This is a genomic window from Vitreoscilla filiformis, assembly GCF_002222655.1.
Lineage (GTDB): Bacteria > Pseudomonadota > Gammaproteobacteria > Burkholderiales > Burkholderiaceae_C > Ideonella > Ideonella filiformis.
The window spans coordinates 122783-148278 of sequence record NZ_CP022423.1; the positions used below are offsets into that span (position 1 = coordinate 122783).

At 62.7% G+C, this 25496-nt stretch carries 34 protein-coding genes; 19 read left to right on the forward strand and 15 right to left on the reverse strand.

Annotated elements, in window-relative coordinates; translation table 11 throughout:
• Position 1: 1 nt before the first annotated feature.
• The 10 genes from VITFI_RS00575 to VITFI_RS00615 all read right to left on the reverse strand — a co-directional run bounded on the left by VITFI_RS00575 (position 2) and on the right by VITFI_RS00615 (position 7085).
• Complete coding sequence (locus tag VITFI_RS00575; protein WP_089415349.1) at positions 2-1612, reverse strand: DUF935 domain-containing protein; 1611 nt, start codon at positions 1610-1612, stop codon at positions 2-4.
• 157 nt (positions 1613-1769) lie between these two features.
• The gene (locus VITFI_RS00580; protein ID WP_198301547.1) at positions 1770-3452 is read right to left on the reverse strand and encodes a terminase large subunit domain-containing protein; all 1683 of its coding nucleotides are present in this window, start codon (positions 3450-3452) and stop codon (positions 1770-1772) included.
• Entirely contained in the window at positions 3394-3735 is a 342-nt protein-coding gene (locus VITFI_RS00585; protein WP_089415350.1) for a hypothetical protein, read from the reverse strand. The genes VITFI_RS00580 and VITFI_RS00585 overlap by 59 nt, the downstream gene beginning before the upstream one ends.
• Before the next feature lie 7 nt (positions 3736-3742).
• Complete coding sequence (locus VITFI_RS00590) at positions 3743-4327, reverse strand: phage protein Gp27 family protein (protein WP_089415351.1); 585 nt, start codon at positions 4325-4327, stop codon at positions 3743-3745.
• A gap of 3 nt (positions 4328-4330) precedes the next feature.
• Entirely contained in the window at positions 4331-4630 is a 300-nt protein-coding gene (locus VITFI_RS00595; protein ID WP_198301548.1) for a VpaChn25_0724 family phage protein, read from the reverse strand.
• A 6-nt stretch (positions 4631-4636) separates the two neighbouring features.
• Positions 4637-4978, reverse strand: a complete 342-nt coding sequence (locus tag VITFI_RS00600; protein ID WP_089415353.1) for a hypothetical protein — start codon at positions 4976-4978, stop codon at positions 4637-4639.
• Positions 4979-5026: 48 nt separating this feature from the next.
• The gene (locus VITFI_RS00605) at positions 5027-5452 is read right to left on the reverse strand and encodes a hypothetical protein (RefSeq protein ID WP_157725497.1); all 426 of its coding nucleotides are present in this window, start codon (positions 5450-5452) and stop codon (positions 5027-5029) included.
• A gap of 107 nt (positions 5453-5559) precedes the next feature.
• The gene (locus tag VITFI_RS17730) at positions 5560-6147 is read right to left on the reverse strand and encodes a hypothetical protein (RefSeq protein ID WP_157725498.1); all 588 of its coding nucleotides are present in this window, start codon (positions 6145-6147) and stop codon (positions 5560-5562) included.
• 1 nt (position 6148) lies between these two features.
• The gene (locus tag VITFI_RS17735) at positions 6149-6583 is read right to left on the reverse strand and encodes a helix-turn-helix domain-containing protein (RefSeq protein WP_157725499.1); all 435 of its coding nucleotides are present in this window, start codon (positions 6581-6583) and stop codon (positions 6149-6151) included.
• A 190-nt stretch (positions 6584-6773) separates the two neighbouring features.
• Positions 6774-7085 (reverse strand): hypothetical protein, encoded by a 312-nt coding sequence (locus VITFI_RS00615; RefSeq protein WP_089415356.1) that lies wholly within the window; start codon positions 7083-7085, stop codon positions 6774-6776.
• Between the two features lie 45 nt (positions 7086-7130).
• On the opposite strand from VITFI_RS00615, the gene VITFI_RS00620 reads away from it, so the two are divergent.
• From VITFI_RS00620 to VITFI_RS00695, 16 genes are all read left to right on the forward strand, one after another.
• Positions 7131-7421: a DNA-binding protein gene (locus tag VITFI_RS00620; RefSeq protein ID WP_089415357.1), complete on the forward strand. Its 291-nt coding sequence runs from the start codon at positions 7131-7133 to the stop codon at positions 7419-7421.
• Positions 7422-7490: 69 nt separating this feature from the next.
• Positions 7491-8174 (forward strand): KilA-N domain-containing protein, encoded by a 684-nt coding sequence (locus VITFI_RS00625; RefSeq protein ID WP_089415358.1) that lies wholly within the window; start codon positions 7491-7493, stop codon positions 8172-8174.
• A complete protein-coding gene (locus VITFI_RS00630; RefSeq protein WP_089415359.1) occupies positions 8171-8581 on the forward strand; it encodes a hypothetical protein in 411 nt (136 codons plus the stop codon). The genes VITFI_RS00625 and VITFI_RS00630 overlap by 4 nt, the downstream gene beginning before the upstream one ends.
• Complete coding sequence (locus VITFI_RS00635; RefSeq protein WP_198301549.1) at positions 8578-8901, forward strand: IclR family transcriptional regulator; 324 nt, start codon at positions 8578-8580, stop codon at positions 8899-8901. The genes VITFI_RS00630 and VITFI_RS00635 overlap by 4 nt, the downstream gene beginning before the upstream one ends.
• Positions 8898-10103 (forward strand): hypothetical protein, encoded by a 1206-nt coding sequence (locus VITFI_RS00640; RefSeq protein WP_157725500.1) that lies wholly within the window; start codon positions 8898-8900, stop codon positions 10101-10103. The genes VITFI_RS00635 and VITFI_RS00640 overlap by 4 nt, the downstream gene beginning before the upstream one ends.
• A gap of 72 nt (positions 10104-10175) precedes the next feature.
• Positions 10176-11144, forward strand: coding sequence for a hypothetical protein (locus tag VITFI_RS00645; protein ID WP_089415362.1), 969 nt, complete (start codon positions 10176-10178; stop codon positions 11142-11144).
• A gap of 11 nt (positions 11145-11155) precedes the next feature.
• A complete protein-coding gene (locus tag VITFI_RS00650) occupies positions 11156-11470 on the forward strand; it encodes a hypothetical protein (protein ID WP_089415250.1) in 315 nt (104 codons plus the stop codon).
• A 24-nt stretch (positions 11471-11494) separates the two neighbouring features.
• The gene (locus VITFI_RS00655) at positions 11495-12451 is read left to right on the forward strand and encodes a recombination-associated protein RdgC (protein ID WP_089415251.1); all 957 of its coding nucleotides are present in this window, start codon (positions 11495-11497) and stop codon (positions 12449-12451) included.
• A 23-nt stretch (positions 12452-12474) separates the two neighbouring features.
• A complete protein-coding gene (locus tag VITFI_RS00660) occupies positions 12475-14286 on the forward strand; it encodes a DDE-type integrase/transposase/recombinase (RefSeq protein ID WP_089415252.1) in 1812 nt (603 codons plus the stop codon).
• A complete protein-coding gene (locus VITFI_RS00665) occupies positions 14286-14588 on the forward strand; it encodes a hypothetical protein (RefSeq protein WP_089415253.1) in 303 nt (100 codons plus the stop codon). Before VITFI_RS00660 ends, VITFI_RS00665 begins: the two co-directional genes overlap by 1 nt.
• A 12-nt stretch (positions 14589-14600) precedes the next feature.
• Positions 14601-15830, forward strand: coding sequence for an ExeA family protein (locus VITFI_RS00670; protein ID WP_089415254.1), 1230 nt, complete (start codon positions 14601-14603; stop codon positions 15828-15830).
• Positions 15827-16066: a hypothetical protein gene (locus VITFI_RS00675; RefSeq protein WP_089415255.1), complete on the forward strand. Its 240-nt coding sequence runs from the start codon at positions 15827-15829 to the stop codon at positions 16064-16066. Before VITFI_RS00670 ends, VITFI_RS00675 begins: the two co-directional genes overlap by 4 nt.
• Before the next feature lie 71 nt (positions 16067-16137).
• Positions 16138-16767, forward strand: a complete 630-nt coding sequence (locus VITFI_RS00680; RefSeq protein WP_089417880.1) for a DUF3164 family protein — start codon at positions 16138-16140, stop codon at positions 16765-16767.
• Positions 16768-16781: 14 nt separating this feature from the next.
• Positions 16782-17453: a hypothetical protein gene (locus VITFI_RS00685; protein WP_089415256.1), complete on the forward strand. Its 672-nt coding sequence runs from the start codon at positions 16782-16784 to the stop codon at positions 17451-17453.
• A complete protein-coding gene (locus VITFI_RS00690) occupies positions 17453-18169 on the forward strand; it encodes a regulatory protein GemA (protein WP_089415257.1) in 717 nt (238 codons plus the stop codon). Before VITFI_RS00685 ends, VITFI_RS00690 begins: the two co-directional genes overlap by 1 nt.
• Complete coding sequence (locus tag VITFI_RS00695; protein ID WP_089415258.1) at positions 18166-18564, forward strand: Mor transcription activator family protein; 399 nt, start codon at positions 18166-18168, stop codon at positions 18562-18564. The genes VITFI_RS00690 and VITFI_RS00695 overlap by 4 nt, the downstream gene beginning before the upstream one ends.
• A 148-nt stretch (positions 18565-18712) precedes the next feature.
• Here VITFI_RS00695 and VITFI_RS17740 read toward each other — a convergent pair whose 3' ends face one another.
• Positions 18713-19003, reverse strand: coding sequence for a hypothetical protein (locus VITFI_RS17740; protein WP_157725501.1), 291 nt, complete (start codon positions 19001-19003; stop codon positions 18713-18715).
• Between the two features lie 7 nt (positions 19004-19010).
• Positions 19011-20093, reverse strand: coding sequence for an adenosine deaminase (locus VITFI_RS00700; protein WP_089415363.1), 1083 nt, complete (start codon positions 20091-20093; stop codon positions 19011-19013).
• A gap of 75 nt (positions 20094-20168) precedes the next feature.
• Here VITFI_RS00700 and VITFI_RS00705 point away from each other — a divergent pair, with 75 nt between their 5' ends.
• The 3 genes from VITFI_RS00705 (at position 20169) to VITFI_RS00715 (ending at position 22550) form a co-directional block, all read left to right on the forward strand.
• On the forward strand, positions 20169-21044 hold the full coding sequence (locus tag VITFI_RS00705) for a 2Fe-2S iron-sulfur cluster-binding protein (RefSeq protein ID WP_089415364.1): 876 nt from the start codon (positions 20169-20171) through the stop codon (positions 21042-21044).
• 16 nt (positions 21045-21060) lie between these two features.
• Positions 21061-21648 carry an AAA family ATPase gene (locus VITFI_RS17745; protein WP_157725502.1) on the forward strand — a complete coding sequence of 196 codons (588 nt, stop codon included), beginning with the start codon at positions 21061-21063 and terminating at the stop codon, positions 21646-21648.
• 110 nt (positions 21649-21758) lie between these two features.
• The gene (locus VITFI_RS00715; RefSeq protein ID WP_089415366.1) at positions 21759-22550 is read left to right on the forward strand and encodes a lamin tail domain-containing protein; all 792 of its coding nucleotides are present in this window, start codon (positions 21759-21761) and stop codon (positions 22548-22550) included.
• 264 nt (positions 22551-22814) lie between these two features.
• Here the strand turns inward: VITFI_RS00715 and VITFI_RS00720 are convergent, their stop codons facing one another.
• Genes VITFI_RS00720 through VITFI_RS18595 form a run of 3 tightly spaced genes read right to left on the reverse strand, consistent with a single transcriptional unit; the run spans position 22815 to position 25406 of the window.
• Positions 22815-23984 carry a BMP family ABC transporter substrate-binding protein gene (locus VITFI_RS00720; RefSeq protein ID WP_089415367.1) on the reverse strand — a complete coding sequence of 390 codons (1170 nt, stop codon included), beginning with the start codon at positions 23982-23984 and terminating at the stop codon, positions 22815-22817.
• Between the two features lie 28 nt (positions 23985-24012).
• Positions 24013-24933 carry an ABC transporter permease gene (locus VITFI_RS00725; RefSeq protein WP_089415368.1) on the reverse strand — a complete coding sequence of 307 codons (921 nt, stop codon included), beginning with the start codon at positions 24931-24933 and terminating at the stop codon, positions 24013-24015.
• On the reverse strand, positions 24930-25406 hold the full coding sequence (locus VITFI_RS18595) for an ABC transporter permease subunit (protein ID WP_332461889.1): 477 nt from the start codon (positions 25404-25406) through the stop codon (positions 24930-24932). The genes VITFI_RS00725 and VITFI_RS18595 overlap by 4 nt, the downstream gene beginning before the upstream one ends.
• Positions 25407-25496: the final 90 nt, after the last annotated feature.

Genomic DNA, 25496 nt, shown 5'->3' on the forward strand with positions numbered 1-25496 from the left:
GTCACACCCCCGGTTGGGTCAGATTGACATCCGCTGCTCCCAACACAGCGCCCTTCTGCCCCGCACGAGCAATGGCCTCACCCAGGGGACGTGTATCCATGCGCGCAGCCATTTGCGCCATACGTGCCCGCAAGCTCTCCAACGATTCGCCCGATGCCGCCGCTTTGTCAATCTCATCCAGCAGCGGCTGCACCAGCGGCGCCATGAGCGGCTTCCAGTGCGTCAGCTCGGCCTCGATCACATCATCCAGCACATCATGCGGCCCATGGGCTGGGGTGGGCGGCAGGGCACCGCGTGCGGCAGCGGCCTTGGGGGCCGGGGCAGGCGCCGGCTGCGGGGGCGGAACGAGCAACGGTGCGGGGGCGGGAGCACCCAACACCGCCTGACCTTCCGCCGCCATCGGAATTTTGAGCCGATCGTGCGCCCACGACACGGCAATGCGCATTCCCCCGGCGGCCAGCTTCGGCAGGTTTTCGGCAAACGTCTTCAGGTCTTCGGCCTGGTCGGTGAGCCACTTCCAGCGCGGGGCGCGGCGTGGGTCAACACCGGGTTTGTTGAGCGCGACCATCGGCCAGAGCAACTGCTGGGTCAGCGTGGTGGCGAGCTGGGCCAGATCGGCATCGCGGATGTCCATGCGCACCTCGTTGTGCACATTGCCCAGCGCCTGGGTGCCGTGCTGGCCCTCGCCACTGGTGAGCGTTTGCCCCACGATCACTTTACTTTGCACCGCGTCCATGCGCTGCGCCATCGACAGGTAGGGCCCCTCGGTGCCCTCAGCCCCCTTGATGAGATCGATCTTCATGCCAGCAGGCATGATCCCCGCCGCATTGCGCCCCAGGCTCACCACAGCCTGCATCAGGCGGCTTTTCTCCGTGTCGCTCGCACCCACCGGAAAGGTGCCGATGCGCATGGGAATACCCAGAATTTCCAAAATCTCCATCAGGTCGGTGTCACTGGCCCATTTGAAAAGATGCGGCCAGGCCAGCACCCGCACCAGCCCGTCACGGGTCATGTAGCCGTTCAAGCTGCGGTGACGGTGCAGCAGCCAACAACCCGGCAGCAACGGTTGGCCGTAGGCGCTGGAACCATCGCGCAGGTTCCAGCGGGTGCCGCGCTCGTCCGGGCACAGCCAGCGCGTGGGACGCGCTTCAAAGCTGACGGGCAGCAGCGCCCCGCCTTGCATCTCCCAGCGGATTTCCTGGGCTGAAACACTCTTCAAAACGGCATCCATCGCCGCTTTCTTGATCTGCGCCAGCGGCAGCTCCTCCACCCATTCAGCCACTTCCTCGGCCAACGCTTTCTCGGCAGCGCTGGCGTTGGGTGGCGGGGCGATCTGGTGCGGCGTGGCCACCACCACGGCAGCGCGCTTGTCCAGCTCGGCATAAACGTGGCCATCGCGCTCCAGCATGTCGTCGGCCAGGTCGAGCTGGGCCATTGGCTGACCCTGCTCGGCGTCTTGCAGGATGCTGGCCAGTCGTGCTGGGGTCAGCCCTTTGGCCGGGTGGGTGGCCCAGTCGCGCTGCAACATCGCCACGCGGGCGGTCTGCTGCTCTTGCATCGGAGCCACCTCAAACGGGCGGCCGTGCTGATCAACGATGGTGCTGGCAGGCATGGTCAGGCTTTCGCGGTTTTAAGCCCATTGGCAGGGCTGGTGCCTCCAACCCCCTGCCGCGCGCCTGACAACGGCCTGTAAACGTTTATAAACAGTTTAGGCGGGCTATTGCGGCGCACGATTGGGATGCGGCGGCGGGTGTTGTGGAGGGAGCGGGCTAAATCCGCTCTCGGTCAAGATCAAAGGCGTGCCAGTCGTCTTCATTGCCTGGGCCATCGCGGCGGCGCTCTTCGGGCTGTTCTGCCCAGGCGCTAGCGGTAGCCGGCAGCGGGATGAAGTCGATCTCGCCCACCTCGCGGGCAAAGGCGTACACCAGCAGCAGCAGCGCAATGGCAAAGTCGCCGTGACGCTTTTGGCCCTTGCCACCGCCTTCGGCCGCAGCGGCGCGGGCGCCGGCGCTTTGCATCGTTTCCTCGGGCAACACGGGCACGCCGCGTTTGTCCAGCGCGAAGCTGCGCAGGTCATCGCGCAGGTGCTCATCGCGGGGGATGCCGTCCAGCGTCCCATCCTCCAGGCCCGCTTTGAGCTTAGGCATGTTGGCCAGGTAGAACTGGGCGGTGAACTTCACACCCTCCACCAACATGGCGCCGTAACGCTGCGCAGCGGCCTCGGCGTGCTCCGAGCCGTTGCCCGAGGCATCCAGCGCCGCACCGCGCCAGCGCGGCAGGTGGTCGATGATGTGCCAGAGGATTTGCCGTTGCACCGAAAACGGCGCGTTGCCCAGCTCCAGCACCAGGCGCACGCGCTTGATGAGGTCGGCGCCCTCTTCACCCACCGCGATGACGCTCAAGTGACCACTGCGCGCAAAGTCTTGCCCCAGGGCATGGGGGCGTTGCGGATTCAGGCGGCGTAGGTGCGGGGTGACAAACTCGGCCAGCCAGCCGGCCACTGCGTGGGTGCGCACATCCTCGGGGAGGAAGGCAAACCCATCGCCCCAGCGTTTGCGGATGATCACCGGGCCGGTGGGCGCAGCGGGCCACGGTGCGGTCATGCGCTGGCTGATGAGTTCCAGACTGAGGTAGCGGCTGCCGCTGTTGCTGGGGATCACGTCCAGCTCCTCGGCGGCGCCATCGCCGTACAGCTTGCGGGCTCCATCGGCCCACGCCTTTTCGGCCTCTGGGGTGTAGGTCAGGCCTTTGCGCAGGCACACGCGCTTGTATAGGCCCGCTTCCACTGCCTCGTCAAACGTGACGCGGTGGACATTGGCTTGTGTGGGGGGCCCACGCTTGCCCGCGCGGATGTCTTGGATCAACTCGTTGAACGGGTTATCTGCCCCGTCATGCGTGCTGATGATGCGCACCTTATCGCCCCACAACAGCATGGCCAGCGCGGCTTTGAGCAGTGCGGCCAGGTCGGGGGCAAATGCGGCCTCATCGATGACGATCACGCCCTGCTTACCGCGTAGGTTGTTGGGGCGGCTGGACAGCGCCACGATGCGCCGCCCGGTGGCCGGGAAGCTCACCTCATAGGTTTTGATCAGTCGCTGCTGGCCGGAAGTGGGGTCTTTGCCGTCGTCAAAGATGCCCTCGCCGATTTGGCTGGCCACATAGCTGAACGCCTTGGCCCACATGGCCACGGCTTCGATGTACTCCCGCGCCATGTCGTGGTTGGCGGAGATGTAAAACACGTTGCTCCCCCCCTCGCTGGCAGCAATCAGCACGTTGTCGGCCGCTTCTGCCCAGGTCATCCCCGTGCGGCGGCTTTTCTCCATGACCTTGAGCTGCGCCGAGTCTTCCAGCCAGCGCTGCTGGTAGGCCAGCAGCACGGGTGGTGGGGCATCATCAGCGGCGCCGGGGGCGAGCAGGGACAGCGGGGCGGGGATCTGGGCGGGATGGGTCATGCTGCAAATCTCGGTCAACACACACCGGGAGGTAAAAGCCGTACTCGTCGTCGTAATCTTCCGGCGGCAAGAACTTCATGGCGTGGCCTTTGGTGCATGGGTTGTAGGTGTCGGGGCACTCTTTGCGCGGCATGGGGTGCTGGTCGTACCACGTCACAAAGTGAGTGCATTCATGGCACCAATGCTCCGGCTTGTTCGTCGGTTGTTCATTGGCGCGCCGGGCAAGCTCCTCGATCAACTGCTGGGTCGAGTACTCCCTCAAGTTCCAGGCGTCGCCGCTCATGGATGCCTCACGCCCCAGCCGTCTTGGCCGGCACTTTGGTGATGCCCAGGATGCGGGCGCGGATCTCGTTTTGCTGCTCCGGCGTCAGCCCACCGGTCTTGGTGATCTTGGCCACGGCATCGGCGGCGGCCTTGGCGCGCTCTTCAACCTCCTGCCGCCAGCGGGCCTGCGCTACCCGTGCACGGCTTGTGCGCGTGAGCGTCAACGCCGCTTTGTCCAACAGCTTGAGCCGGGCCGCTGGGTCTTTCTCGGCTTCGCTTTCGCGCACAACCATCAACGTTTCAAAGACATCGGTTTGCACCAGTGCCAACGCAGCCTCTGAGCGCGTGTCCTCGTCATCACGGGCCGTCTCTGCAATCAGCCGGGTGGCTTCGGTGGCGGCCTTGATGGCCTCGGCAGCTCGCTTGATCCGGGCGCTTTCATCCCCCACTGTGCTGCGGCCGATGCTCATGCTGATGCCGGCCTGCTTGAGCATATCGCGCAGCTCATCGGTCACGCCGGTGATGTCGCCAAAGGCGCGATCCACCAGCGTCTGGTGCAGCCACTTGCGGATGTCACCGGGCAGCTTGGCAATCTTCCCCACGGGCGGCATGGCTCACGCCCCCGGCATTGGTGCGGCCACGCCGGGCACTTTGGCCCGGCCTTCGGCCACATCCAGCCCGCGCTGGGTGAGTGTCGCCACCAGCACGCCCTGGGGCTGCTCGGTGGTGGCCAGGCCTTGCTCAGCCAGCCATGCCAGATCGGTGGCCACGGCATCGGCGCTGACGGTGTGTCCCACCGCGTCACAGTAACGGCGCAGCAGCAGCGCGTTGGCGCGGTACTGAGAGGCCGCAGCCAGGGCGCGCAGCAGCACCAGGCGGCGGTCTTCGGTTTGCACTTGGGCGTAGGGTTTCATGGCGATTCAGCCCCGGTTGGTCAAGAGGTAGGTCTCGATGCGGGCCAGCACCTGACCATTACGGTCAGTCGCCTGGCGCAGGGCATCCACGTCACCGCGCACCTCGGCCACATCCCCCTTGGTCGCTAGGTTGACCAGCTTGGTCTCAACCACCACCACACGTTCCACGAGGGTGCGGTGTTCTTTGTCGGCGGCCACATGCTGTTCGGCGTGGCGGGTTTCAAAGGCGGCCAGCGCACCGAGCGCTTGTTCGCCCGGTTTGCGCAGCCACACCGCCGCCGCAGTGGCCAGGCTGACCAGCGTAGAGCCGGCACTGAGCCAAAAGCTCGGGTTGCTGAAATCATCCATGCGTCGCTCTCTGGGGGCTGTGGTGGTGTGAAGGGGCAGGCCCATGGTTCACCCTCCCGCAGGGGGGGTATTGGCCTGCTGGATGGCGGGGCGGCGGAATGTGATGCCGCTGGCCGTGGCGCAGCGCAGCAGCGCATTGGCGCCGGCCAAAGCCGCCAGCACTGTGGCGTAACTGGATGGGGACAGCAGGTCGTGCAGCAGCCCGAGGTTGGGCTCGATGACCTGCATCAGTTCAGCCGTTCCGGCCAAGGCAACCACCACACCATTGAGCAGCATGGTGCGCGATTGCATCCACCATTTGGGAGGCTCAGCGGCCACCTCCACCGACGCGGGCAGCTCCTGTGTCGGCGTCATCACCTGAGCCAACGCTGCGCGCAGAGCGGCCTTGTCCTGGTCGGGCATATTCATGCGCTCCAGGGCACTGGCCAGCGGATCGGGCAGGTGTTTTTCTGGTGGAGTGGCGGCGGTATTCATAGCGGCCCATTTTGGTGGAGGCCGCTAGATGGTTGTTACTCAGATAGGTTTGATAGTTTTATTGCCTATCTTTGAATCCACCCAGCCCGCCCGGCGGGGATGCGAGTCTAATCATTTATTCGTGTCGCCCGTAGTTTTTTGATGTCAAACTCTTTCCAGCGACTACGCATTGCAATATCTTCAATTTTCACTATCTCTAAAATTAATACAAAAACGCTTCGCATAAATTCCGGCTGCCTCTGCCTTTCTTTCCACAACACCTCAATAACACTGTCATGAATTTTTACCGTGGTAATTTCCATGGCGATCTGCATAATATGCGATAGCTGAGGGTTTATTTCATGATTTTGGTTTAATTTATCACAAAAATATTGTGCAAGCGCTTGTAATTTATTTGGCCGCTCCCCCAGAGCCTCTAACGTTTCGGCAGCCGGAAATCGTACGTACATCAATTCACCATTAGTTCCTCCCCATAAAATTTCACCCAAAGGGCCTGCTGGAAACATACGTCTTCTATTCCTAACTTTTTCTCCTCTCACCCCTTTCATATAAGCATCAATTGTGGCATCTCGCCCGCGACTTGCAATACCACAAACACACTGATCAATTAGAGTGCTTTTGGTGTATGGGCGCTTACATGGATCTAGTGCTCGTGCAAAGTGCTGCGTCACAAGAGTTTTTTCGAATGTGCTCATTTTATTTTTCAGATACTTTCGCCCGCCGCCGTATAGGCGTCGGAGCTGTATGGCTTATTACCACATTGCTACTCCCTTGGATGACATGGCCACCGTTAGATTGCCCGCTCATACCGCCTGATGGAACTCCTGCAATAAAAGCCTTGACGCTCAATCGTCCCCTTGCATCCAGCGCCCTATAACCCTCAAGCAGTTCTGCTTCACCATCACGCAGAACAGGGCCGGCAACAGATGGCGTTCCTCGCCTCCCTGTCAGCACATAGAGCACATCGACACCAAGCTCCGCTGCTGCGATGAGGTACGCACCGCCTGGCAGGTTGTCATCGTTCTCAAAGTTGAACTGCGCCTTCTTTGACACCCCACAAGCCTCATAAAACGCTACTTGAGACATCCCAAGGCGTTTTCGCTCTTCGATCAAACGACTTCCAACACTCATCAAAAAAATCCTTGCATAGGGTAGTTAACTACCCCACAATCACACCAACGCCGCACAACGCACACCCAGCGAAGCGGGTTAGCCCTTAGGAGAGAACGCATGCACAAGACACTTTCCCTCTATGCCGCCAAGGTGGTGCTGAGGTACTTGCGGTTACGCGGCCAGGTGGCGGCGTGGGCCAAACACACCGTCAACGGGCCGGCGCCCCTTTACGTGCCAATTTCGACTTCAGAGCGGGAGAAAGCACGTCAAGAACGCCAGCAAGTTGTTGCAGCCGCTCTTGCCACTCTGGCTCGCCCGGCTGGGTCTCAGCCAGTTGGCGAGTCTCCTGAACCAACTGGCCGACGCTGATCACCCCTTCTGCCCCCAGCAGACGAACTAGCAGCGTCAACACACCTTGTAGCGCTGCATGGTCGGTTTCCAGATCACGAATCTGGGCCTGCATCGCATCCAGCGCAGTCACCAGCGCCCGCCGGTCGGCTTCTGTAAAAACGTTTTCCATCTTTCTCCCTTTCGACACAACACCACTTCACACCATTTTGCACCCATGAGCACCGCCACCAAAACCACCCAATGGCTCAAGCCGCCCCAGGCGGCGCGCGCCGAATTTGAGGCCAAGGGCGTCTCCATTTCCGCCTGGGCTGCTGAGCACAAAGTCAGCCGTAGCTTGGTTTACGAAATCCTGGCAGGACGCAAGCCCTGCCACCGGGGCCAAAGCCACCGCATTGCCGTGTTGCTGGGTATGAAGGCCGGCGAGCTGACGCGCAGCGTGTGTGCCGTCAACGCCCCGGCCTACCAACGCCCTGCCACGGCGTCGGGCCGCCAAGCCACGACGTAGCCGCGCCGCTGGCGCCCTGGAAGCCGCGCCTAACCCCCTGATTTATTCGTTATTTTTGGAGCCAATGCCATGAACGACCTCTCCATCCTCAACACCGCGATCCGCCGCGATAGCGCCGGGCGCTACTGCCTGAACGACTTGCACAAGGCGGCAGGCAACAACAACCGGCATCGCCCTTCGCTGTGGCTGGCGAACAAGGCGACGAAAGCACAGCTTGCTGTGCTGGAAAGTGAAGCCCGAATTCCTGCTTTACGTGCAGAAGATGTTTCGCAAGGTGATACCCAAATTTCGGGTGTCACTTTCCAAAGTAAAGCAGGAATTCCTGCTTTACCCATCAGCGACCAACGAGGTGGGCAATACGAGTCACGCGGCACGTTTGTGTGCAAAGAGCTGGTCTACAGCTACGCCATGTGGATCAGCCCCGAGTTCTTCCTCAAGGTGGTGCGCGCCTACGACGCCCTGATGACCGGCAACTACGTCAAGCCACTGACGCAAGCCGAGAAGTATTGGTTCAGCCGCCGCCCGCACTGGCAAGACGTGCGCCGCCTGGTGTTCGACGGCCACACCTACGCCCAGGTGGGGCAGATGCTCAAACGCAGCGCCACCAGCGTGGGCTACGCCATCCGCCGAATGATCGCTGTGGGCCTCATCAACCCGGTGGAGTTCATCCGCCTGCGCTACTTCCCTGAAACCGCCGAGCGCCTGATTGCCGGTAACAAGCAGATGTGCCTGAATTGGGGAGTGGCGCAATGACCCACCCCACCGAACCGATCAACGTCTACAGCGTGCTGTGGCGCGCTCGTGTCAATCGCGTGGACGAACCCCTGGCCCGCACCTTGTGGGCCTTCGCCGAACTGAACGAGAACTTCAGTGCCGAAACCGTCCGGCTGATCCTGCGCCAACGCGCAGCGGCTCAACTGAACGTGCCCGGCTGGGCCCTGCAACTGAGCGACGTGCAAGACGCCCGTGCCATGCACACCCGCCGCGCAGGTGACGGCACAGCGTGGCTGTCTCCCACCCGCTGCTGGCTGGAAGTCGGTACACCCGGCACCCCTTGGGAATTCATCAGCCCGGATCGCGCCCTGTTGTGCTTCACCTCCAACGTGACGCACCAGATGTTCACCGAGCTGCTGCACGACGTGGGGAGGGACGACGCATGAGCCCCGTCTCTGCCTCCTCCGCTCGCATGCCCACCTCGGTGGATAAAACCCTGCGTGCCCTGCAAGCCCTGGCCGGCCACGAAGTGCATGGCCTCTCTCCCGCCGACCTGGCCGAGCGCCTGAAGGTGGCGCCGAGCTGGATCAGCCAAGTGATGCCGGCCCTCGAAGCCGAGCACTGGGTCGAGCGCATCCCTGACACCGGCCGCTGGCGCCTGGGTGTGGCCCCGGTACGCATCGGCCTGACCGCAGCGCAACACCTGCAACGCGCTCGCACCGAGCTGGACAGCCTGACCAGCCGTTACCTGGGGAGCGCGCAATGATGGCCGTCCCTCATCACCCCATGACCCCGACCAGCCGCGCCGCGCTGGTGGTGCTGGCCACCATGGCCTCGGGCGCCAGCCTGACGATGGCCGCTCTGGCGGCCGTCGAACGCGGCAGCACCGCGACGGACAAGGGCCTGCACGTCGTCACCGCTGCGGTGTTGGCCCTGGGCTGCAACCTGCTGCCTGGGCTGGCCCTGCGAGGTTGGCGCATGGCGTGGCTGGTCGCGGGCCTGTGTCTGGTGGCCACGCTCTACAACCAGGCGCACTGGTACGCCAGCGCCGGACACCGGGCGGGCGATGCTCGGGCCACGGCAGAGGTAACGCTCAGCCAATCCGCCCAAGTGGCCCGCGACGAACTGGCCTCATTGGCTGGCACGCCGACCCTGGCTCAGGCGGGCGACGCGCTGGCCAAGGCGCAAGCCAAGGCCGAGCGTGCCCAAGCGGCCCAACGCTTGTGTGACAGCACCACGCCTGGCCGCTGCACCGCTGCTGCCACGGGGGCCAGTGCCGCAGTGGCCCACCTGCGAGCGGCTGAGCAGACGGCGCAACAAGCCCAGCGCGTGGGCGAGCTGCGCCGCCAACTCGCAGCCGACGCCCAAACCGCTGACACGCAACGCCAGCGGGCAGCCACCGACCCGGTGGACGCCCGACTGGCCGAGCTGACGGGGTGGAGCCCCGCCGTCATCGGGTTGGGTGGCTCGCTGCTGCAAGGCGCGCTGCTCGAAGGTGTTGCCGCCCTGCTGTGGGCGGTGGCACTGGCAAGCCCTGCGGCTGCCCCGTCCCGCAATCCCCACGTCTCGACTGATACCCATCCACATCTGCAAGGAGCGCACCGTGAGCACACCCGCATTCCCTCTGCCATCCGGCAGCGTTTCGCCAACGCCTGGCGGCATGTGCGCCAAGCCGTTGGGAGAGATTCCTCTGGGCGCCGCGCAGTTGGCGTTCATCAGCCTGGAGATGTCCAACCGAGTCCCACGGGCCGATCAGCGGTTGGAGTTGAGTCTGTCCACGCTGCTGTGTTTGGCGCTGTCTCACCGGGCGGTGGAGGTGTTTGGCAAGGAGCAGGTGCATTGCCTGGATGTGATGGCGGGCATCACGGTGTTCGCCAACCGCCTGGCCGAGACAGCACTGGAGGGCATGGCCACCACCCTGCGCCTGTTCGACGACGGGGCCGGGAGCGGCGGGGACTCCTTTCTTGAGGCCATGCGCGGCATGCAGCCGCCTTCCGCTCCCCCTTCAACCACTCCCACCCTTGATTGAAAGACCCTGCGATGAGCCGCACCCCTACCCCCCGCAGTGAAACCCGCCTGGTTGAACTCGCCCCCGGCGCCCTGGATGCCGACCGCGCCGCCGCCGACACGCTGGCCGCGTTGCAAGCCGGCACCAGTGCAGAACGTGACTTGCTGAACCAGCTTCTTGGGCAAGCCCAGATGGCGGATGCCATTGCCAAATTTAGCCGAACGGTTCGGCTGACTAAGCTGGCATTCGTCCGAGAAAACAAGCTTTATCAACAACTTGCGGGGAAGCAAATGCCGAACGGTTCGGCATTACGCGGAACTTGGGAGGAGTTTTGCGAGTTGTTGGGTTATTCCAAAGACAAGGTCGATCTCGACTTGCAAAACCTGCAAAGCTTTGGCGAAGAGGCTCTGGAAAGCATGTCCCGCATGGGCATCGGCTACCGGGACATGAAGCAGTACCGCCGCCTGCCCGAAGACGCCAAGACCCTGCTGATCGAGACAGCCAAGACGGGTGACAAAGCCGCCTTCCTCGACCTGGCCGAAGAACTGGTGGAACGACACGCCAAGCAAAAGGCGGATCTCGAAGCCAAGCTGGACGACGCCACGAAGACCCTGCAAGCCAAGGACGCCGTGCTGGCCCAGGTGAGCACCGACCTGAACGCCGCCAAAGAAAAGCTGGCCCGCCCCTGGACGCCCAACCCCGAACTGGGCACCCGCAGCGCCACCGAAGACGCCGCCCTGGAAGAGCTGGCCAAGGCCGCCGACGCCAGCGCCCAAAGCGCCCGCCGCCTGGGCGTGGTGGTGGCTGACATCTGCGCCAACCAGACCAACCAAGCCCTGCGCACCAAAGCCCTGCAAGCCCTGACCTACGTGGTGGTCACGCTGCGCGAAGTGGTGATTGAACACGGCCTGGAAGTGGAAGTGAGCGACGACGCCCTGGGCACCCGCCCCGCCTGGATGAACGCCGCCTGGCAGCAACCCAGTGATGACACCACCGCGTGAGGAGAACCACGATGAGCCTGAACCCCACCACCGTTGACATCCGCTCCCTCAACGAACAACAGCGCCGGGCGCTGCTGGACTGCACCGGCCTGAGCCGCCGGCAATCGGCCTACCGCAACTCATTTGTGGTGCGCAAAGGAGGTGCCGATGCGCAGTTGGCCCAGCAACTGGAAGCCAAGGGCCTGATGTGCTGCAAGCCGTATTTGAACGACCACAGCCTGCTCTACCAAGTGACCCAGGCCGGAATGGATGCAGCGCTGGCCATTGGCGCCCTGAAGCAGGGCCGCGCCTGGGTGCCCTGCCACGTCACCCCCGCCCAAGCCTGACAACCCTCGCCCAAGGAAACGACCATGTTCAAGAACCTGATTTTGTACGCCATCACCGGCACCAACCCTGCCCGGTGCGCCGACCTGATTCCTGCGCTGGTGCGCGAGGAGTTCCGCCCCTGCGAGCCGGCCAAGGAACATTCGGCTGGTTGGGTTGATCCGGCCGACCCGAGCGCGACCCGAGGCGCTTTGGTGCAGCCGTTGTTCTGCCACGGCTGGATGCTGGCCTACAAGACCGAAACCAAGAAGGTGCCCACCCAGGCGCTGAAGGCGCGGGTGGCAGAGATGGCCGAGGCCATCTACAAGGAAACCGGGCGCCGCCCCGGCAAGACGGCTGCCAAGGATTTGGCCGAAGCAGCCAAGTTTGAGCTGTTGCCCCGTGCGTTTGCCCTCCAAGAAACCACGCTGGTGTGGCTGGACACGGACAACGGCTGGCTGGCATTGGACTGCGCCAGCGCCAAGCGCGGCGCGGACATCGTGACGGCGCTGGTGCGGATGATCCCCGGCCTTGTGGTGACGCCAGTGCAGACGCAGGTTTCCCCGGCTGCGGCCATGTCCACCTGGCTGGGCAGCGGTGATGCACCCTGGTCGTTTGGCCTGTGCCTGGGCCGCTCCGCCGAGCTGCACCGTCAGGACGAAACCCGCGCCAAGGTGCGCTACGTCAACCACTCGCTGGTGACGGACGAAGTGCGTGCCCATGTGCGTGAGGGCTACACCGCCAAGCAACTGGCGTTGGAGTGGGATACCCGGATGACCTTTGTGCTCACCGATGCCTGGACGCTGCGGAACGTGGCCCTCACCGATGTGGTGCTGGAAGAGAACAAGACGGCGGGCGGCCCCGGCTGGCCTGACGCCGAGGAGGTTTGGCGCACCGATGCGGTGCTGATGACCGCCGAGCTGCAACGCATGTTGGCCGACTTGATGAACGCCCTGGGCGGCAAGTTGGCGATCGGGCAACCCGCTGCCACCGCCCAGGCGTAACCCCCACACAAGGAGCGGGCACCATGCCTCCGAGCCATCAAATTTCAGCCGATCAAGTGCTGTACCTGCACGAGGTACGCACCCGGCTGGACAAGGCCGCGCACGGCGAGTGCGGCGCCATTGCGGATGAGGCGGCGGCGCAGCTTGGCGTGACGCGCAGCACCATCCACCGCCTACTGGCCGAGCAGCTCGGCCGGGACACGGGGCGCAAGCGCCGCAGCGATGCGGGCAAGCGTGGCGTGACCCACGATGAGCTGATGAAGATCAGCGCGGCGCTGATGGGCACCTTCCGACGCAAAGGCATCAACCGCATGACCGCCGATGACGCGGTGGAGCTGCTGCGCCACGACACGGTGGGGCTCATCAGCACCCAGCTTTCCACCAGCAGGCTGCTGGTGCTGCTGCGCGAAGCCGGGCTGCACCCCGACCAGTTGCGCCTGCCGGAGCCGGCGATTCAGGTGGCCACGGAGCACCCGAACCAGTTCTGGCAAGTGGATGCATCGGTGTGCGTTGTTTATTACCTCAGCAACGCCACCGGGTTGCAGGTGATGGACGAAAAGAAGTTCTACAAGAATAAGCCGGCGAATATCACCCGCGTCCAGGAAGAACGGTTGATTCGGTATACCGCCGCCGATGTGAACTCCCATGATTTCCTGACCCGGTATTACCTGGGCAGTGAATCAGCGGCCAACCTGGGTGAGTTTCTGATCTGGGCGTTTGGTGACAAGGGCGGACGCCACCCGATGCACGGGGTGCCGCTGCATCTGGAGTTCGACCCAGGTGCGGCCAACACCTCGGCGCCGGTGCTCAACCTGTGCGAGCGCCTGAAGTCCAAGGTGCTGGTGCATGAGCGTCACCGCTCACGCTCCAACGGCAGCGTGGAGAAGGCCCACCACCTGGTGGAAATCCACTTCGAGCTGGCCAGCCTGCGCTTTGCCAAAGTGGCCAGCCTGGACGACTTGAACGACAAGGCGCTGCTGTGGAGCCACTGGTACTGCGGCACGAAGAACCACAGCCGCTACGGGCGCCCGCGCCATGCGCAATGGTTGACGATCACCGCTGACCAACTGCGCATCGCTCCCCCGGCGGATGTGATGCGCCGCCTGATGCGGGCGCACCCGATCAAGCGCAAGGTGGACACGAATCTGGAGATCACCTTCGCCTTGCGTGGGGCCGATGGCAAGGTGAGCCGCCACAGCTACCGCGTGCGCCACTTGCCGGGCGTGAAGGCTGGGGACATGGTGCCGGTGGTGGCCGACCCGTACCACCCGCCCAGCGTCGAGGTTGGCTATGTGGACGGCAGCACCGGGCGCCTGGCGTGGATGCCGTTCGAGGCGGTGACGTTCACCAGTGCCGGATACGCCACCGACGCACCGCAGCGCGGCCAGGAACTGCGCGCCGCGCCGCGTGGCTTGCTGGACGTGAACCGGGATGCGGTGGTGCAAACCGCCTACGGCGGCGACACGCTGGACGAAGCCAAGGAACGCCAAGAAAAGGGTGGCCTTGTGTTTGCCGGGCAGGTTGACCCGTTTGCCATGCACAAGGCGGATGCCGCCCAACTGCCCACTTACATGCCCAAGCGCGGGCACCAAGTGGCGGTGGAAGACCGGGCGGTATCCACCCGCCGCCTGACGGTGCCCGAGGCGTGCCAAGAGCTGAAGCGCCGCCTGGGCGAGCGCTACACGCCCCAGGTGTACGGCTGGGTGCAAGCCCGGTTCGGCGCCGACGGCGTGCCCGAAGACCAACTCGAAACCCTGGCCGAGCAACTGGCGCCAAGCGCACCCGCTGCCCAGCCCGTGGCCCCGATGCCGCTGCGTGCGGTGGGAGGTTTGTGATGAGCAAGAGCATCAAAGAAATTACCCGTGCCGTGAAGGCCGCGACCGGTAAAACGCCGGCTGAGCTGCTGCTGGAGCGGTTTGAAGAACAGCAAACTTCGACCCTCAAGACCGACGAAACCACCCCAGAAGAGCGGGCCGCGATTGGTGCTCTGGAGGATGCAATCCGCGCCCTGCCGCGCAGCTTGTTCATTGAAACCAGCGAGCACGAAGGCCGCGCAGCCATCTACAAGCGCACGGGGCCTGGGGAAATGGTGCTGGTGGGAACCGTCTACCGCAAACGCACGTTTTCACAGGTTTGAGGGGTTCAAGTCATGACCCCCAACACCCACCCCCTGCGCCTGCACACCGTGCTGACCGCCTCGCGGTTGAGCCTGCGCCAAGTGGCTGAACCGGCGGGCATTTCACCGGCAGGTTTGTCACAACTGGCGCTGCATGGGCAGTGGCCCAAGCGCCGCGATCAGGCCGAACTGCGCCAGGCCGTCACCCGCTCGCTCGCTGACCTGGGCGTGCCAACCGAGCAGCTTGATCACCTGTTCGAGCCGCTACCGGATGCCACCCAAACCGCCCCCAGCACCACCGACAAGCCCTCTCTGTTGCCCCCGCTGCGCCGCGCCCATCGGGCTGGCACCCACCCCAACACCCGCACCACACCCAACCAGGAAGACACCATGCTGATCGCCAAACAGAGCCTGACCACCGACGCTCGCAAGCACTTCAAGTTGTTCACCGGCCCGTTCGACGACGAGGTGACACAAGACGCTCACCTGTTCGCCAATGCCGAAATCCGGTTCGTGCGCGAAATGGTGTGGCAAGCCGCACTCAACGCCCGCATGTTGGCCCTGGTAGGCGAGAGTGGCTCAGGCAAGACCACCATCCTGGGCGACCTGAAAGAGCGCATCCAGCGCGAGAACAAACTGCTCAAGATCATCGCCCCCAGCGTGGTGGGCATGGCCGACAAAGACACCAAGGGCAAGCCGCTCAAGAGCAGCGACATCCTGGCGGCCATCGTGCTCGACCTCGACCCCAAAGCCACCGTGGCCCAAACCTCCGAGGCGCGCACCCGCCAAGTGTTGAAACTGCTGGAAGAACATCGCAAGGCGGGCTGGGCGCATGTACTGGTTCTGGAAGAGGCGCACGACTCACCCTCCACCACCCTCAACCAGTTCAAGCGTTTGCATGAGCGCATGCGCGTGGGTCGGGCTCCACTGCTGGGCATCCTGATGGTGGGCCACCAGGAGCTGGCCGACAAACTGCAAAAGAACGATGTGCGCGAAGTGCTGCAACGCACCGAGATCGTCGAACTGCGCCCGCTGGGTGTGAAGTCGGGCGACCTGGCCGCCTACATGGCCCACCGCGTCAAAGCCTACTGTGGTCGGGAGTTGGGCGAACTGTTCGAGCTGGACGCTATCGCGGCCCTGGCCACGCGGCTGCAAGGCGACATCTACCCGCTGGCCATCAACAATTTGTCCAACCGGGCGCTGAATCAGGCCGCCGAGCTGGGCGCCCCGGTGGTGACTGCTGACGTGGTGCGGATGGCATGAACACCGCCACCTCCCTGGCCTGGGCTGTGCGCTCCTGGCTGTATCGCCTGGAAGTGGTGTGGCTGCGACACCAACTGGCCACGCTGGCCCGCCGTGAAGCGGTGTACCGCACGCACATCCAGACCGAGCTGAACTACAGCGCAGCACTGCGCATCGAGCTGGCCCAGATGCTGTCCGAGACCACCATCCAGCGCACTCGACTGCGCGCCAGGCTCAGACGCATCTGGCGCGTGTGATCCCCGGCGCCCATGCGCCCCGTTGCCGGTCGGCTACCGGCGAAGTTTCCCTCGACAACAACCGCAACATCATGAGCACGCAACAAACCTCCACCATCCCCGCCGGCTACATGCAAGACCCGCAGGGCCGACTGATCCCCGAAGCCATGGTCGAAGACATCGACAAGCTGCGCGATCAAACGGTGCGCGAAATCGTGGCCGAGTTGAAAGAACTGCAAGCCCTGACCCAAGCCAAAAAACGCAAGACGTTTGATGCCGTTCAGGCGTTCTGCGAGATCAGCGCTGAGAAGTACGAGATCACCTGGGGCGGCAACAAGGGCAATGTGAGCCTGCGCTCGTTCGATGGTCAGTACAAAGTCGAACGGGCCATTCAGGACTGCATCGTGTTTGATGAGCGTCTGCAAGTCGCCAAGAACCTGATCAGCGAATGCATCGACGAGTGGATCGCTGAGGGCGTGCGCCCGGAGCTGGCGGCCATCGCGCAAGACGCCTTCCAGGTGGACAAAGAGGGGCGGGTGTCGGTGGCCAAGGTGTTGAGCCTGCGCCGCTTCAATTTCCCCGACCCGCGCTGGCAACGCGCCATGCATGTCATCGCCGAATGCATCATGGTCACGGGCAGCCGCAGCTACATCCGGGTCTATGAGCGCGTGGGGGCCACGAACAAATACGTGCCCATCGTGTTGGACTGGTCGGCCATTTGATCTGGGGGGCTGTCATGTACACAACATCTGCCCGCTACACCCCGGCGCCCAACTCCAAACGCGCATCTGTGCTGTCGGTACTGCGCCAAGCCGGCAAACCGCTGTACTCCTGCGAGCTGATTGCCCGCATGATTGAGCTTGGTTCCCCCATCAACGTACACCAACTGGCTTGCCTCTTTCGGCCTCTGTTGGCAGCTAAGTTGGTTTACCAAATAGAACCCGAACCAAAATCAGTGTGGGTCGCCGCCGATGCACCAGTTCAAACCCGGCCCGTCTGCCTGCTGACTCATGAGGGCAGCGTGTTGGACAAAGCGCTGACGTTTCTTATGGGGTGCCCTGATCTGACATCGTCATTGGCCCGCATTCACACTGCCATTGGTCATTCACGTCACGATGTCCAACGCGAGTTGACCCGCGCCTGTGCCAAGGGGTGTGCGCTCCATTCGTCCGGTATGTGGCAGTTGGTGCCAGATCGCTGGTTATCGTCCAACGTCAAAACGCGAGCGGCCGCTGCTGCCGTGGCCGCGCCACTGCGGTCGGTTCCCCCCTCCGACTTTCGCTCAACCATGACCCTGGACGAGACCGATGAACCCCCATTCGTGCATCGCGTTATCCCATCTTGGTTCTGGCAAGCCAAGGTGCCGATCCGCGCAGTGCGCAGTGTGTTTCACCTGGGAGGACTGTGATGGCAACCGCAGCCACAGCTACAACCAAGGCCTCAAAGGCCGCGCCGCTGACGCAACTGTTGGGCATTGCACGCACCTGGGCTGATGCGTCGGGCGTGATGACCGAGGCCGAATATCGCCAACGGATGGCGCGCATGTTTGGTGGCCGCACGTCGGCTACCCAACTCACGCGGGCTGAGCAGTACCACCTGCTGACCACGTTGTTTGAGCGTGAGCTGGGGTGGAAGCGCACGGGCAAGGGGGGCACCCCAGCGCCAGGCTCCGGGCGGCGCAAGCTGGAGCGCTCGCCAGCGTCCACAAAAATCCGGGCGCTGTGGCTGTTTTTATACGTGCTGGGCGAAGTGCGTGATTCAAGCGAGCGCGCCTTGGCGCATTACATCAAGCGTCAAGTCGGGGTCGAAGATCTGCACTGGCTCACGTCACAGCAAAAGTCCGACGTGATTGAAGCGCTGAAGTTCTGGGCTGTGCGCCCGATGAGCGCCGATGTTGCCAAGATGCGTGCCGCCTTGGAAAACCCGACGATGCGCCAAGACCCTCCCGCCTACCGTGATGCATTGGTGTTCGCCGAACGTGCGGCTAACAGCGCCAGTTGGGCGCCGTGGTGGCGCGCATGGCAAAGCGCCAGCGCAGCGCTGGGGCGCAAGGTGGATGAGGCGATTGCTAAGCCACTGGCAACGCCCATCCGCAAGGCCAAGCCGATTGAGGTGGCGGCATGACTCGCAAAAAGCCGTATCTGTTCATTGAGAACTTGACGGCCGTGGCAGCCCGAGTACTGACTGATCGCGGTATGGCGCCAGACACTGCTACGACCATTGGGCGAGAAATCGCAGTGGGGATGTGCAACATGTACGCTCGCACTCACCTGTACATCCCCGCAGCCATCGACCTGACCAAGCCTCTCAGCGCACGGAATCGCGCCATTCTCAATGCGTACAGTCAACCAAGCCCTACCGCTCGCCCGTTCTCGTCGCGCCGGGTCGAAGAGCTGGCACAAGAGTACGGTCTGACCGAAACCTACCTGTATGAACTGCTGAGCGACACCATGGACGCAGTGCGCAAAGAGCAAGGATTGCCGCCGATGGATGAACGGCAAGGGCAGTTCCCGTTGTAATGCTCAGGCGGGCAAAGCAAAAGGGCGGCAAAGTTGGCCGCCCTTTTTCATTTTCACCGGCTGAAAGTTATTTCACACACTCCATCCGAGAACTGCCAATTTCATCCGAGGTCATCCGGATTTATCGCGTGCCGTTTGGTGGTTTATCTCATCTCTCTTCAGCAGGGCTGACTGCCTGCTCAACATCCCATGTCAAGGGAGGAGGCGCGTTCCAAGCGAAGTTGGCCGTTTGCAGCAACGCATTGTTGAGCCGATTGACACGCTCATCCTCACGGTTGCCTTTGTGATTAAACGGATCCCATCGATCAACTTTTCCGGCAGAAAAACCAATATCTTCCAGTAGGCCCGTCAGGCAGCTGGTTCCACTGCGATGCATGCCTAAAACCAGTACCAGCTTCTGACGTTGGGAGGGAGAGAGCGAAATTGTCACTTCAGGCATCCTGTTTTCAAATCGATTTTTGACCCGCGTATCGTGATGCCAGCGCCACTGTCTCGGCCAAGCGATCTAACCAGCGCATTTTTTGTGCCTCAGATACCCAACTCGCTTTCAAACTGTCACGAGCCAGCGTAATGGCTTCGGCGGCCCCGAGTGTAGGCAAGGCTTCAAAGGTTGCCAGCCAGTTGGCGTTCATGTAACCACCAAAATAAGCGGGATCATCTGAATGTAGGGTGACTTTCACCCCTGCGGCCAGCAGCATGGGCAGCGGATGCACCGCCAACGTCGAGACCACCCCCAGCTTGAGATTCGAGAGGGGACACACCGTCAGCGTCACCCCCTCGGTGGCCAGCCGTTGCATCAATGCCGGATCTTCGATGCTGCGCACCCCGTGGTCGATGCGCTCGACCTTCAACACATCCAAAGCCTCGCGCACATACGCCGGCGGCCCTTCTTCCCCCGCGTGAGCCACGAGGTGCAACCCCAACGCCCGGCAACGCGCAAACACCCGCGCAAATTTAGCGGGTGGGTGGCCTTGCTCGGAACTGTCCAAGCCAACCCCGATGAACAGATGCTGCCACGGCAACGCTTCATCAAGTGTCGCCATGGCACTGTCCTCGCTCAAATGCCGAAGGAAGCACAGGATCAGATCGCAGCTCAGTCCCAACTCAGTGCGCGCCCGCTCGCACGCCCGGTGCAAGCCCTGAATCACCACCTCGAACGGAATACCCCGTTCTGTGTGGGTTTGCGGGTCGAAGAACACTTCGGCGCGCACCACGTTGTCGGCATGGGCGCGCTGGAAATACGCCCAGGCCATATCGAAAAAGTCCGCCTCGTGCAACAGCACACTGGCACCGGCGTAGTAAATGTCGAGGAAGCTTTGCAAATCCGTAAAGGCATAGGCGGCGCGCAAAGCCTCCACACTGGCGTAGGGCAGCGCCACCCCATTGCGCTGTGCCAGCTCAAAAATCAACTCGGGTTCCAATGAGCCTTCAATGTGAATGTGCAGTTCGGCTTTTGGCAAGGCGCACAGCAACGCCGGCAAGTGCTCACGCGGAAAATGTTGAAGGTCAACAAGTAGTGCGGCGGTCATGATCAGAACTCCGATTAACACAAAGAATGTGCGTACGATGCAGCGTTTTACCCTGCCTTGCACGCCCTTGTTGTCATGAGTTCTGCCGCTTCACCCACCGTCACCCATGTGGCAGCCACGGGCGCCGTCACACACGCCTTGTTGCGCCCCGGCGAGAGTTTGCTCGACGCTTTGCTGCGCCAAGGCGCGGAAGTGATGTTTTCTTGCCGAGGGGGCGTGTGCCAAGTGTGCCTGCTGCACAGCACCGCAGGCTCCGTGCCTGCCGCTGCGCAGCAGGGCCTGGCGCCGGGCCTGGTGCAAGCCGGTTATCTCATGGCCTGCCAATGCCACCCCGATGCCGACCTGGTGGTTCACCAACCTCACCCTGAAGCCGTCCATGCCGCACGCCACCAAGCGCCCGAACAAGCCCTTCCCACCCCTGACCCAGCTTTGTGGGAAGAGTTGGGACAAGGCCGGCAGGTGCGCCGGGCCCTCGAAGATTTTTACGCCACCGTGTTTGCCGACGCGCAACTGGCCCCGTTCTTCCAACACGTCACCCCGGAGCGCGTCATCGGGCAGCAATACGCTTTTTTGTGCCTGCTGATGACGGGTGAAAAAATTTACTTCGGCGAACGCCCCCGCAATGCCCACCATTGGATGGTCATCTCGGATGCGCTCATGGATCACCGCCAAGCGCTGATGCGCGCCGCCCTCGTCCGGCAAGGTTTGACGCCCGACCAAATCGCTCGCTGGACGCGCCTCGAAGAACACTGGCGAGCAGACATGGTCAAGCGTGTGCCCATCGCCAAAATCCAGCATGGCCAGGTTTTTCCATTGGACGGTTTTGCCCGTGAAATACTGAGTTGCGGCAGTCTGTGTGATCACTGCGGAGCTGAAATCGCCGAAGGCACCGAAGTGCTGTATCACCGACGATTGGGGACTGTGAGTTGCCCAGCGTGTTCTGCATTTTGACGCTGGGGCGATTCACATGCATTTTGTTCTCATCACAGGTGCCACGGGATCCGGAAAAACAACGGTGGCTAATCATTTTGCAAACGATGCGTTCATCATCCACACCGATTTTTTGCAGAAAAAAGCCTTCTTGCGGGCTTTTCCTTATCACCACCCCCCTCATGGCAATGGGCTTCCCACATTAACCCGCTGCAAAGATCATCTGGATCTTCCGACGTTGCTGTACGACTGTTTGACGCACCGACAACGAGCCATTCGCTCGGCCAAAATGATCATCGCCGAAGGTTTGGTGCTATCCAGGAAATGGTTCGAAGATGCCTTGGTATGTGCCATCCAAAATATCTTGGCAGGCCGCACATGTCATGTGCATCGGTATTTTCTTTTTCCTCCAGCAGAGGTGATGCTTGAACAGATTCAAACGCGAGCCCGGGAAAAACCCGCCCGCCAGCGGGAAGCCTTGATATTCCCAGACATTCCAGCGGTACAAAAGCAAAGAGATCGGCATCGGGACACGCTCGGGCCTGCACAGGATGCCGCTCGGTGGCAGGTTCATGCCGAGGCCAGCACCCTGCACCAGGCCATCGAACGCTTGCTAACGCCTTAACGGCATCCACATCGAAAGTACAGAGAGAAAACGCTCTAGGGATGGACAAATGTCTTCGTTACGATTTGAAACGGCTTCCACCCAACAACCCCGCGAGACAAGAGACCCCCATGAGCACACTGACACTGGCCCAATACGTCGGTAAAAAGATCCGCCTCAAATCTTGGAAGGGCGACTACCTGCACCGCCCCGACCAACCCCAGGGCGTGACCACTTGGCACACCGGCATCGGCAACGAGTGGACGCTCGAAGCCGGTGAAGACGGCAAGGTTCAGCTCAAGTCGTGGAAGGGGGACTGCCTGCATCGCCCCGACCAACCCCAGGGCGTGACCACCTGGCACACCGGCATCGGCAACCAGTGGACGTTGGAAGCCGGTGAAGACGGCAAAGTTCAACTCAAGTCGTGGAAAGGCGATTACCTGCATCGCCCCGACCAACCCCAGGGCGTGACCACCTGGCACACCGGCATCGGCAACCAATGGACGTTGGAAGCCGTGGACGCCATCATCGAAGAACCCACGCCCGAACCCGATGTGCCCACAGAGCCGCCCGTCGGGGCCGACACGGATGTGGCCATCACCCACTTGAACTACAAGGGCGAGGTCAAGCAAAAGCAGTCCGACGAGTTCATCGAACTCACCAACCGTGGCGCGGGTGTGGTGGATGTTTCTGGCTGGAAAATCACCTCAGCCCACAGCAAGCGGCAGGTTTTCATCTTCCCGGCAGGCACCCGGTTGTCAGCGGGCCAGAGCGTGCGCGTCTACACCAACGAAGTGCATCCTGAAACGGGCGGCTTCAGCTTCGGCAGTGCCATGGCGATTTGGAACGACCACGACGACGTCGCAACGCTGTTCAATGCGGCGGGTGAGAGTGTGTCCACTTTCGCCTACAACAATCCCTGAACGGCCAAGGGTTCGGCGGCCCACCGCGTGACCTGCCCACGGCTCTATCGCCTCGCCCACCCTCTGACACCCAGTCTGGAGTGGCGAGGCGCCTACCTTTATCAGGTGGACAACCCCCTCGTGCCCCAATACGAGGTGCGGGGCACGTGGGTGTACCGGTTCATGGCGGCCACACAACCGGTCTACGAAATTCGGGGCCGGTTGGTGTATGCCTTCGGGAACGCTTTGCAGCCTCTTTACGAAATTCGTTGAGGCGCTCAACGGTCACTTGTTGCCCGGGACGGTGCCTTCGACACCCTTGACGTAGAACTTGATGCCACCCAAGAAGGCATCGTCGGCGACTTCGCCCTTCTTCAGCACTTCCTTGCCGGTGTTGTCCACGATCGGGCCCGTCCAGATGGCGAAACTGCCATCCTTCAAACCGGCTTTGATCTTGGCGACCTTGTCTTGCACCTCAGCCGGCACGTCCGACGCGATGGACACCATGTCGATGGCGCCTTCCTTCACGCCCCACCACGCTTTACCGGTGCTCCAAGTGCCATCCAGCGCATCCTTGGTGGCCTTGATGTAGTACGGCGCCCAGTTGATGACGGCAGAACCCAAGTGGGCCTTCGGGCCGTAGGCGGTCATGTCCGAATCCCAGCCGAAGGCGCGCTTGCCCTTTTCTTCCGCCGTTTTCAGCACCGCCGACGAGTCGGTGTTTTGCATCAGGATGTCGGCGCCGCCGTTGATGAGCGTGGTGGCGGCTTCGGTTTCCTTGGGCGGGTTGAACCATTCGTTCACCCACACGACCTTGGTCTTGATCTTCGGGTTCACGCTTTGCGCGCCCAAGGTGAAGCTGTTGATGTTGCGGATCACCTCAGGAATGGGGATCGAACCGACCACGCCCAGCGTGTTCGATTTGGTCATCGACCCAGCGATCACCCCCGCCATGTACGCCCCTTCGTAGGTGCGGCTGTCGTAGGTGCGCATGTTGTCGGCAGTTTTGTAGCCGGTGGCGTGCTCGAAGCGCACGCCAGCGGAATCCGCCGCCACCTTGAGCATCGGCTCCATGTAACCGAACGTCGTGCCGAAAATCAGCTTGTTGCCTTGGCCGACCATGTCGCGCAGCACGCGCTCCGCATCGGCGGACTCGGGCACTTTTTCGACGAAGGTGGTGACGATCTTGTCGCCAAACTCTTTTTCCAGCGCTTTGCGGGCGTTGTCGTGCGCGAACGTCCAGCCGCCATCGCCCACCGGGCCGACGTAGGCGAAGGCGATTTTCAGCGGTTCGGGCTTGGCCGCAGCCGCCGAAGCCGGGGCCGAGGGCGTGGACGCCGGCGCCGGCGCTTCTTCCTTCTTGCCGCAGCCCACCAGGGCCGCCGAGGCCACCAGGGTGGCGGAACCCGCCAGCGTCAGCAGGCGGCGTTTGTGCAGATTCACGGCATCAGTCATGCGTTCTCCGTTCGAGTCAGGATGGCCGTCAATGGCCGGGGAAGAAAGGTTTGCCCAAAGACGCGGGCATGTTCACACGAATCCACGTCGGGTTGCGCGAGATCAGCACCAACACAACGATGGTGGCGAGGTAGGGCAACATCGTCAGCCACTGGCTGGGGATCTGCACGCCTTCGCCCTGCAAATGGAATTGCAGCATGGTGACGCCGCCGAACAAATACGCCCCCAGCAGCACCCGCGCCGGGCGCCAGGTGGCAAAGGTGGTGAGCGCCAGCGCGATCCAACCGCGTCCGGCCACCATGCCTTCGACCCACAATGGGGTGTAAATCACCGACAGGTACGCACCGGCCAAACCGCACAGCGCCCCGCCCGCCATCACAGCAGCCAAGCGGATGCGCCGCACCGGATAGCCCAGCGCGTGCGCCGCTTCGGGGGACTCGCCCACCGCACGCAGCACCAGCCCAGCGCGGGAACGGTAGAGAAACCACGCCAGCGCGATCGTGAGCAGCATGGCGCCGTACACCATCGGATGCTGTTTGAACAACGCCGGGCCGATGAAGGGGATGTCCGCCAAGCCGGGAATCTCAAACTTCATGCGCTCGCCCAACTGGCGCTGGGTGTAGCTGATGCCCACAAAGGCCGAGAACCCGGCGCCAAACAAACTCAGCGCCAAACCGGTGGCGTACTGGTTGGTGTTAAACCAAATCACCAGCCCGCCGAACGCTGCCGCCAGCAGCGCGCCGGCGGCCATGCCGGCCAGCAGCGCCAGCGCGTCCGAACCGGTGTGGACGCCGGTGGCAAAACCGGCGATAGCGGCCACCAGCATCATGCCTTCGGCGCCGAGGTTGATGATGCCGGCGCGCTCGTTGAGGAGCAGCCCCAAGCCGGCGATGGCCAGCACCGTGCCGGCGCTGAGCGTGGCGCCCAGCAGCAAAGCCATTTCGTTCATGCGTGCCCCTTCGTGCCGGTGCGGCCCAGGCGAATGCGGTAGTGGATCAGCGTGTCGCAGGCCAACAGCGCGAACAGCAGCAGCCCTTGGAACACGCCGGTGAGCGATTTGGGCAGGCCCAAACGGCTCTGCGCCAGCTCACCGCCGATGTAAAACATGCTCATCAGCACCGCCGAAAAGACGATGCCCACCGGGTGCAGCCGCCCGACGAAGGCCACGATGATGGCGGCGAACCCATAGCCCGCCGGCACATACGGCGTGAGTTGGCCGATGGGGCCCGCCGCTTCCAACGCACCCGCCAAGCCGGCCATGCTGCCGGAGATCAACAGCGCCATCCACAGCGAGGCCCGCGAAGAAAAACCCGCGTACCGCGCCGCCGCCGGCGCCAGCCCACCGACCTGCAAGGCGAACCCCTTGTAGGTGCGGAACAAAAACGCCCACAGGCCACCCACCGCCACCAGCGCGATGAGCACCCGCGTCAAGTGTGCTGGCTGCTCTTCCTCGTGGTCCCACCGCCACCAGCGCGATGAGCACCCCGATGTTGGCGCGCAAGCCGTCCATCA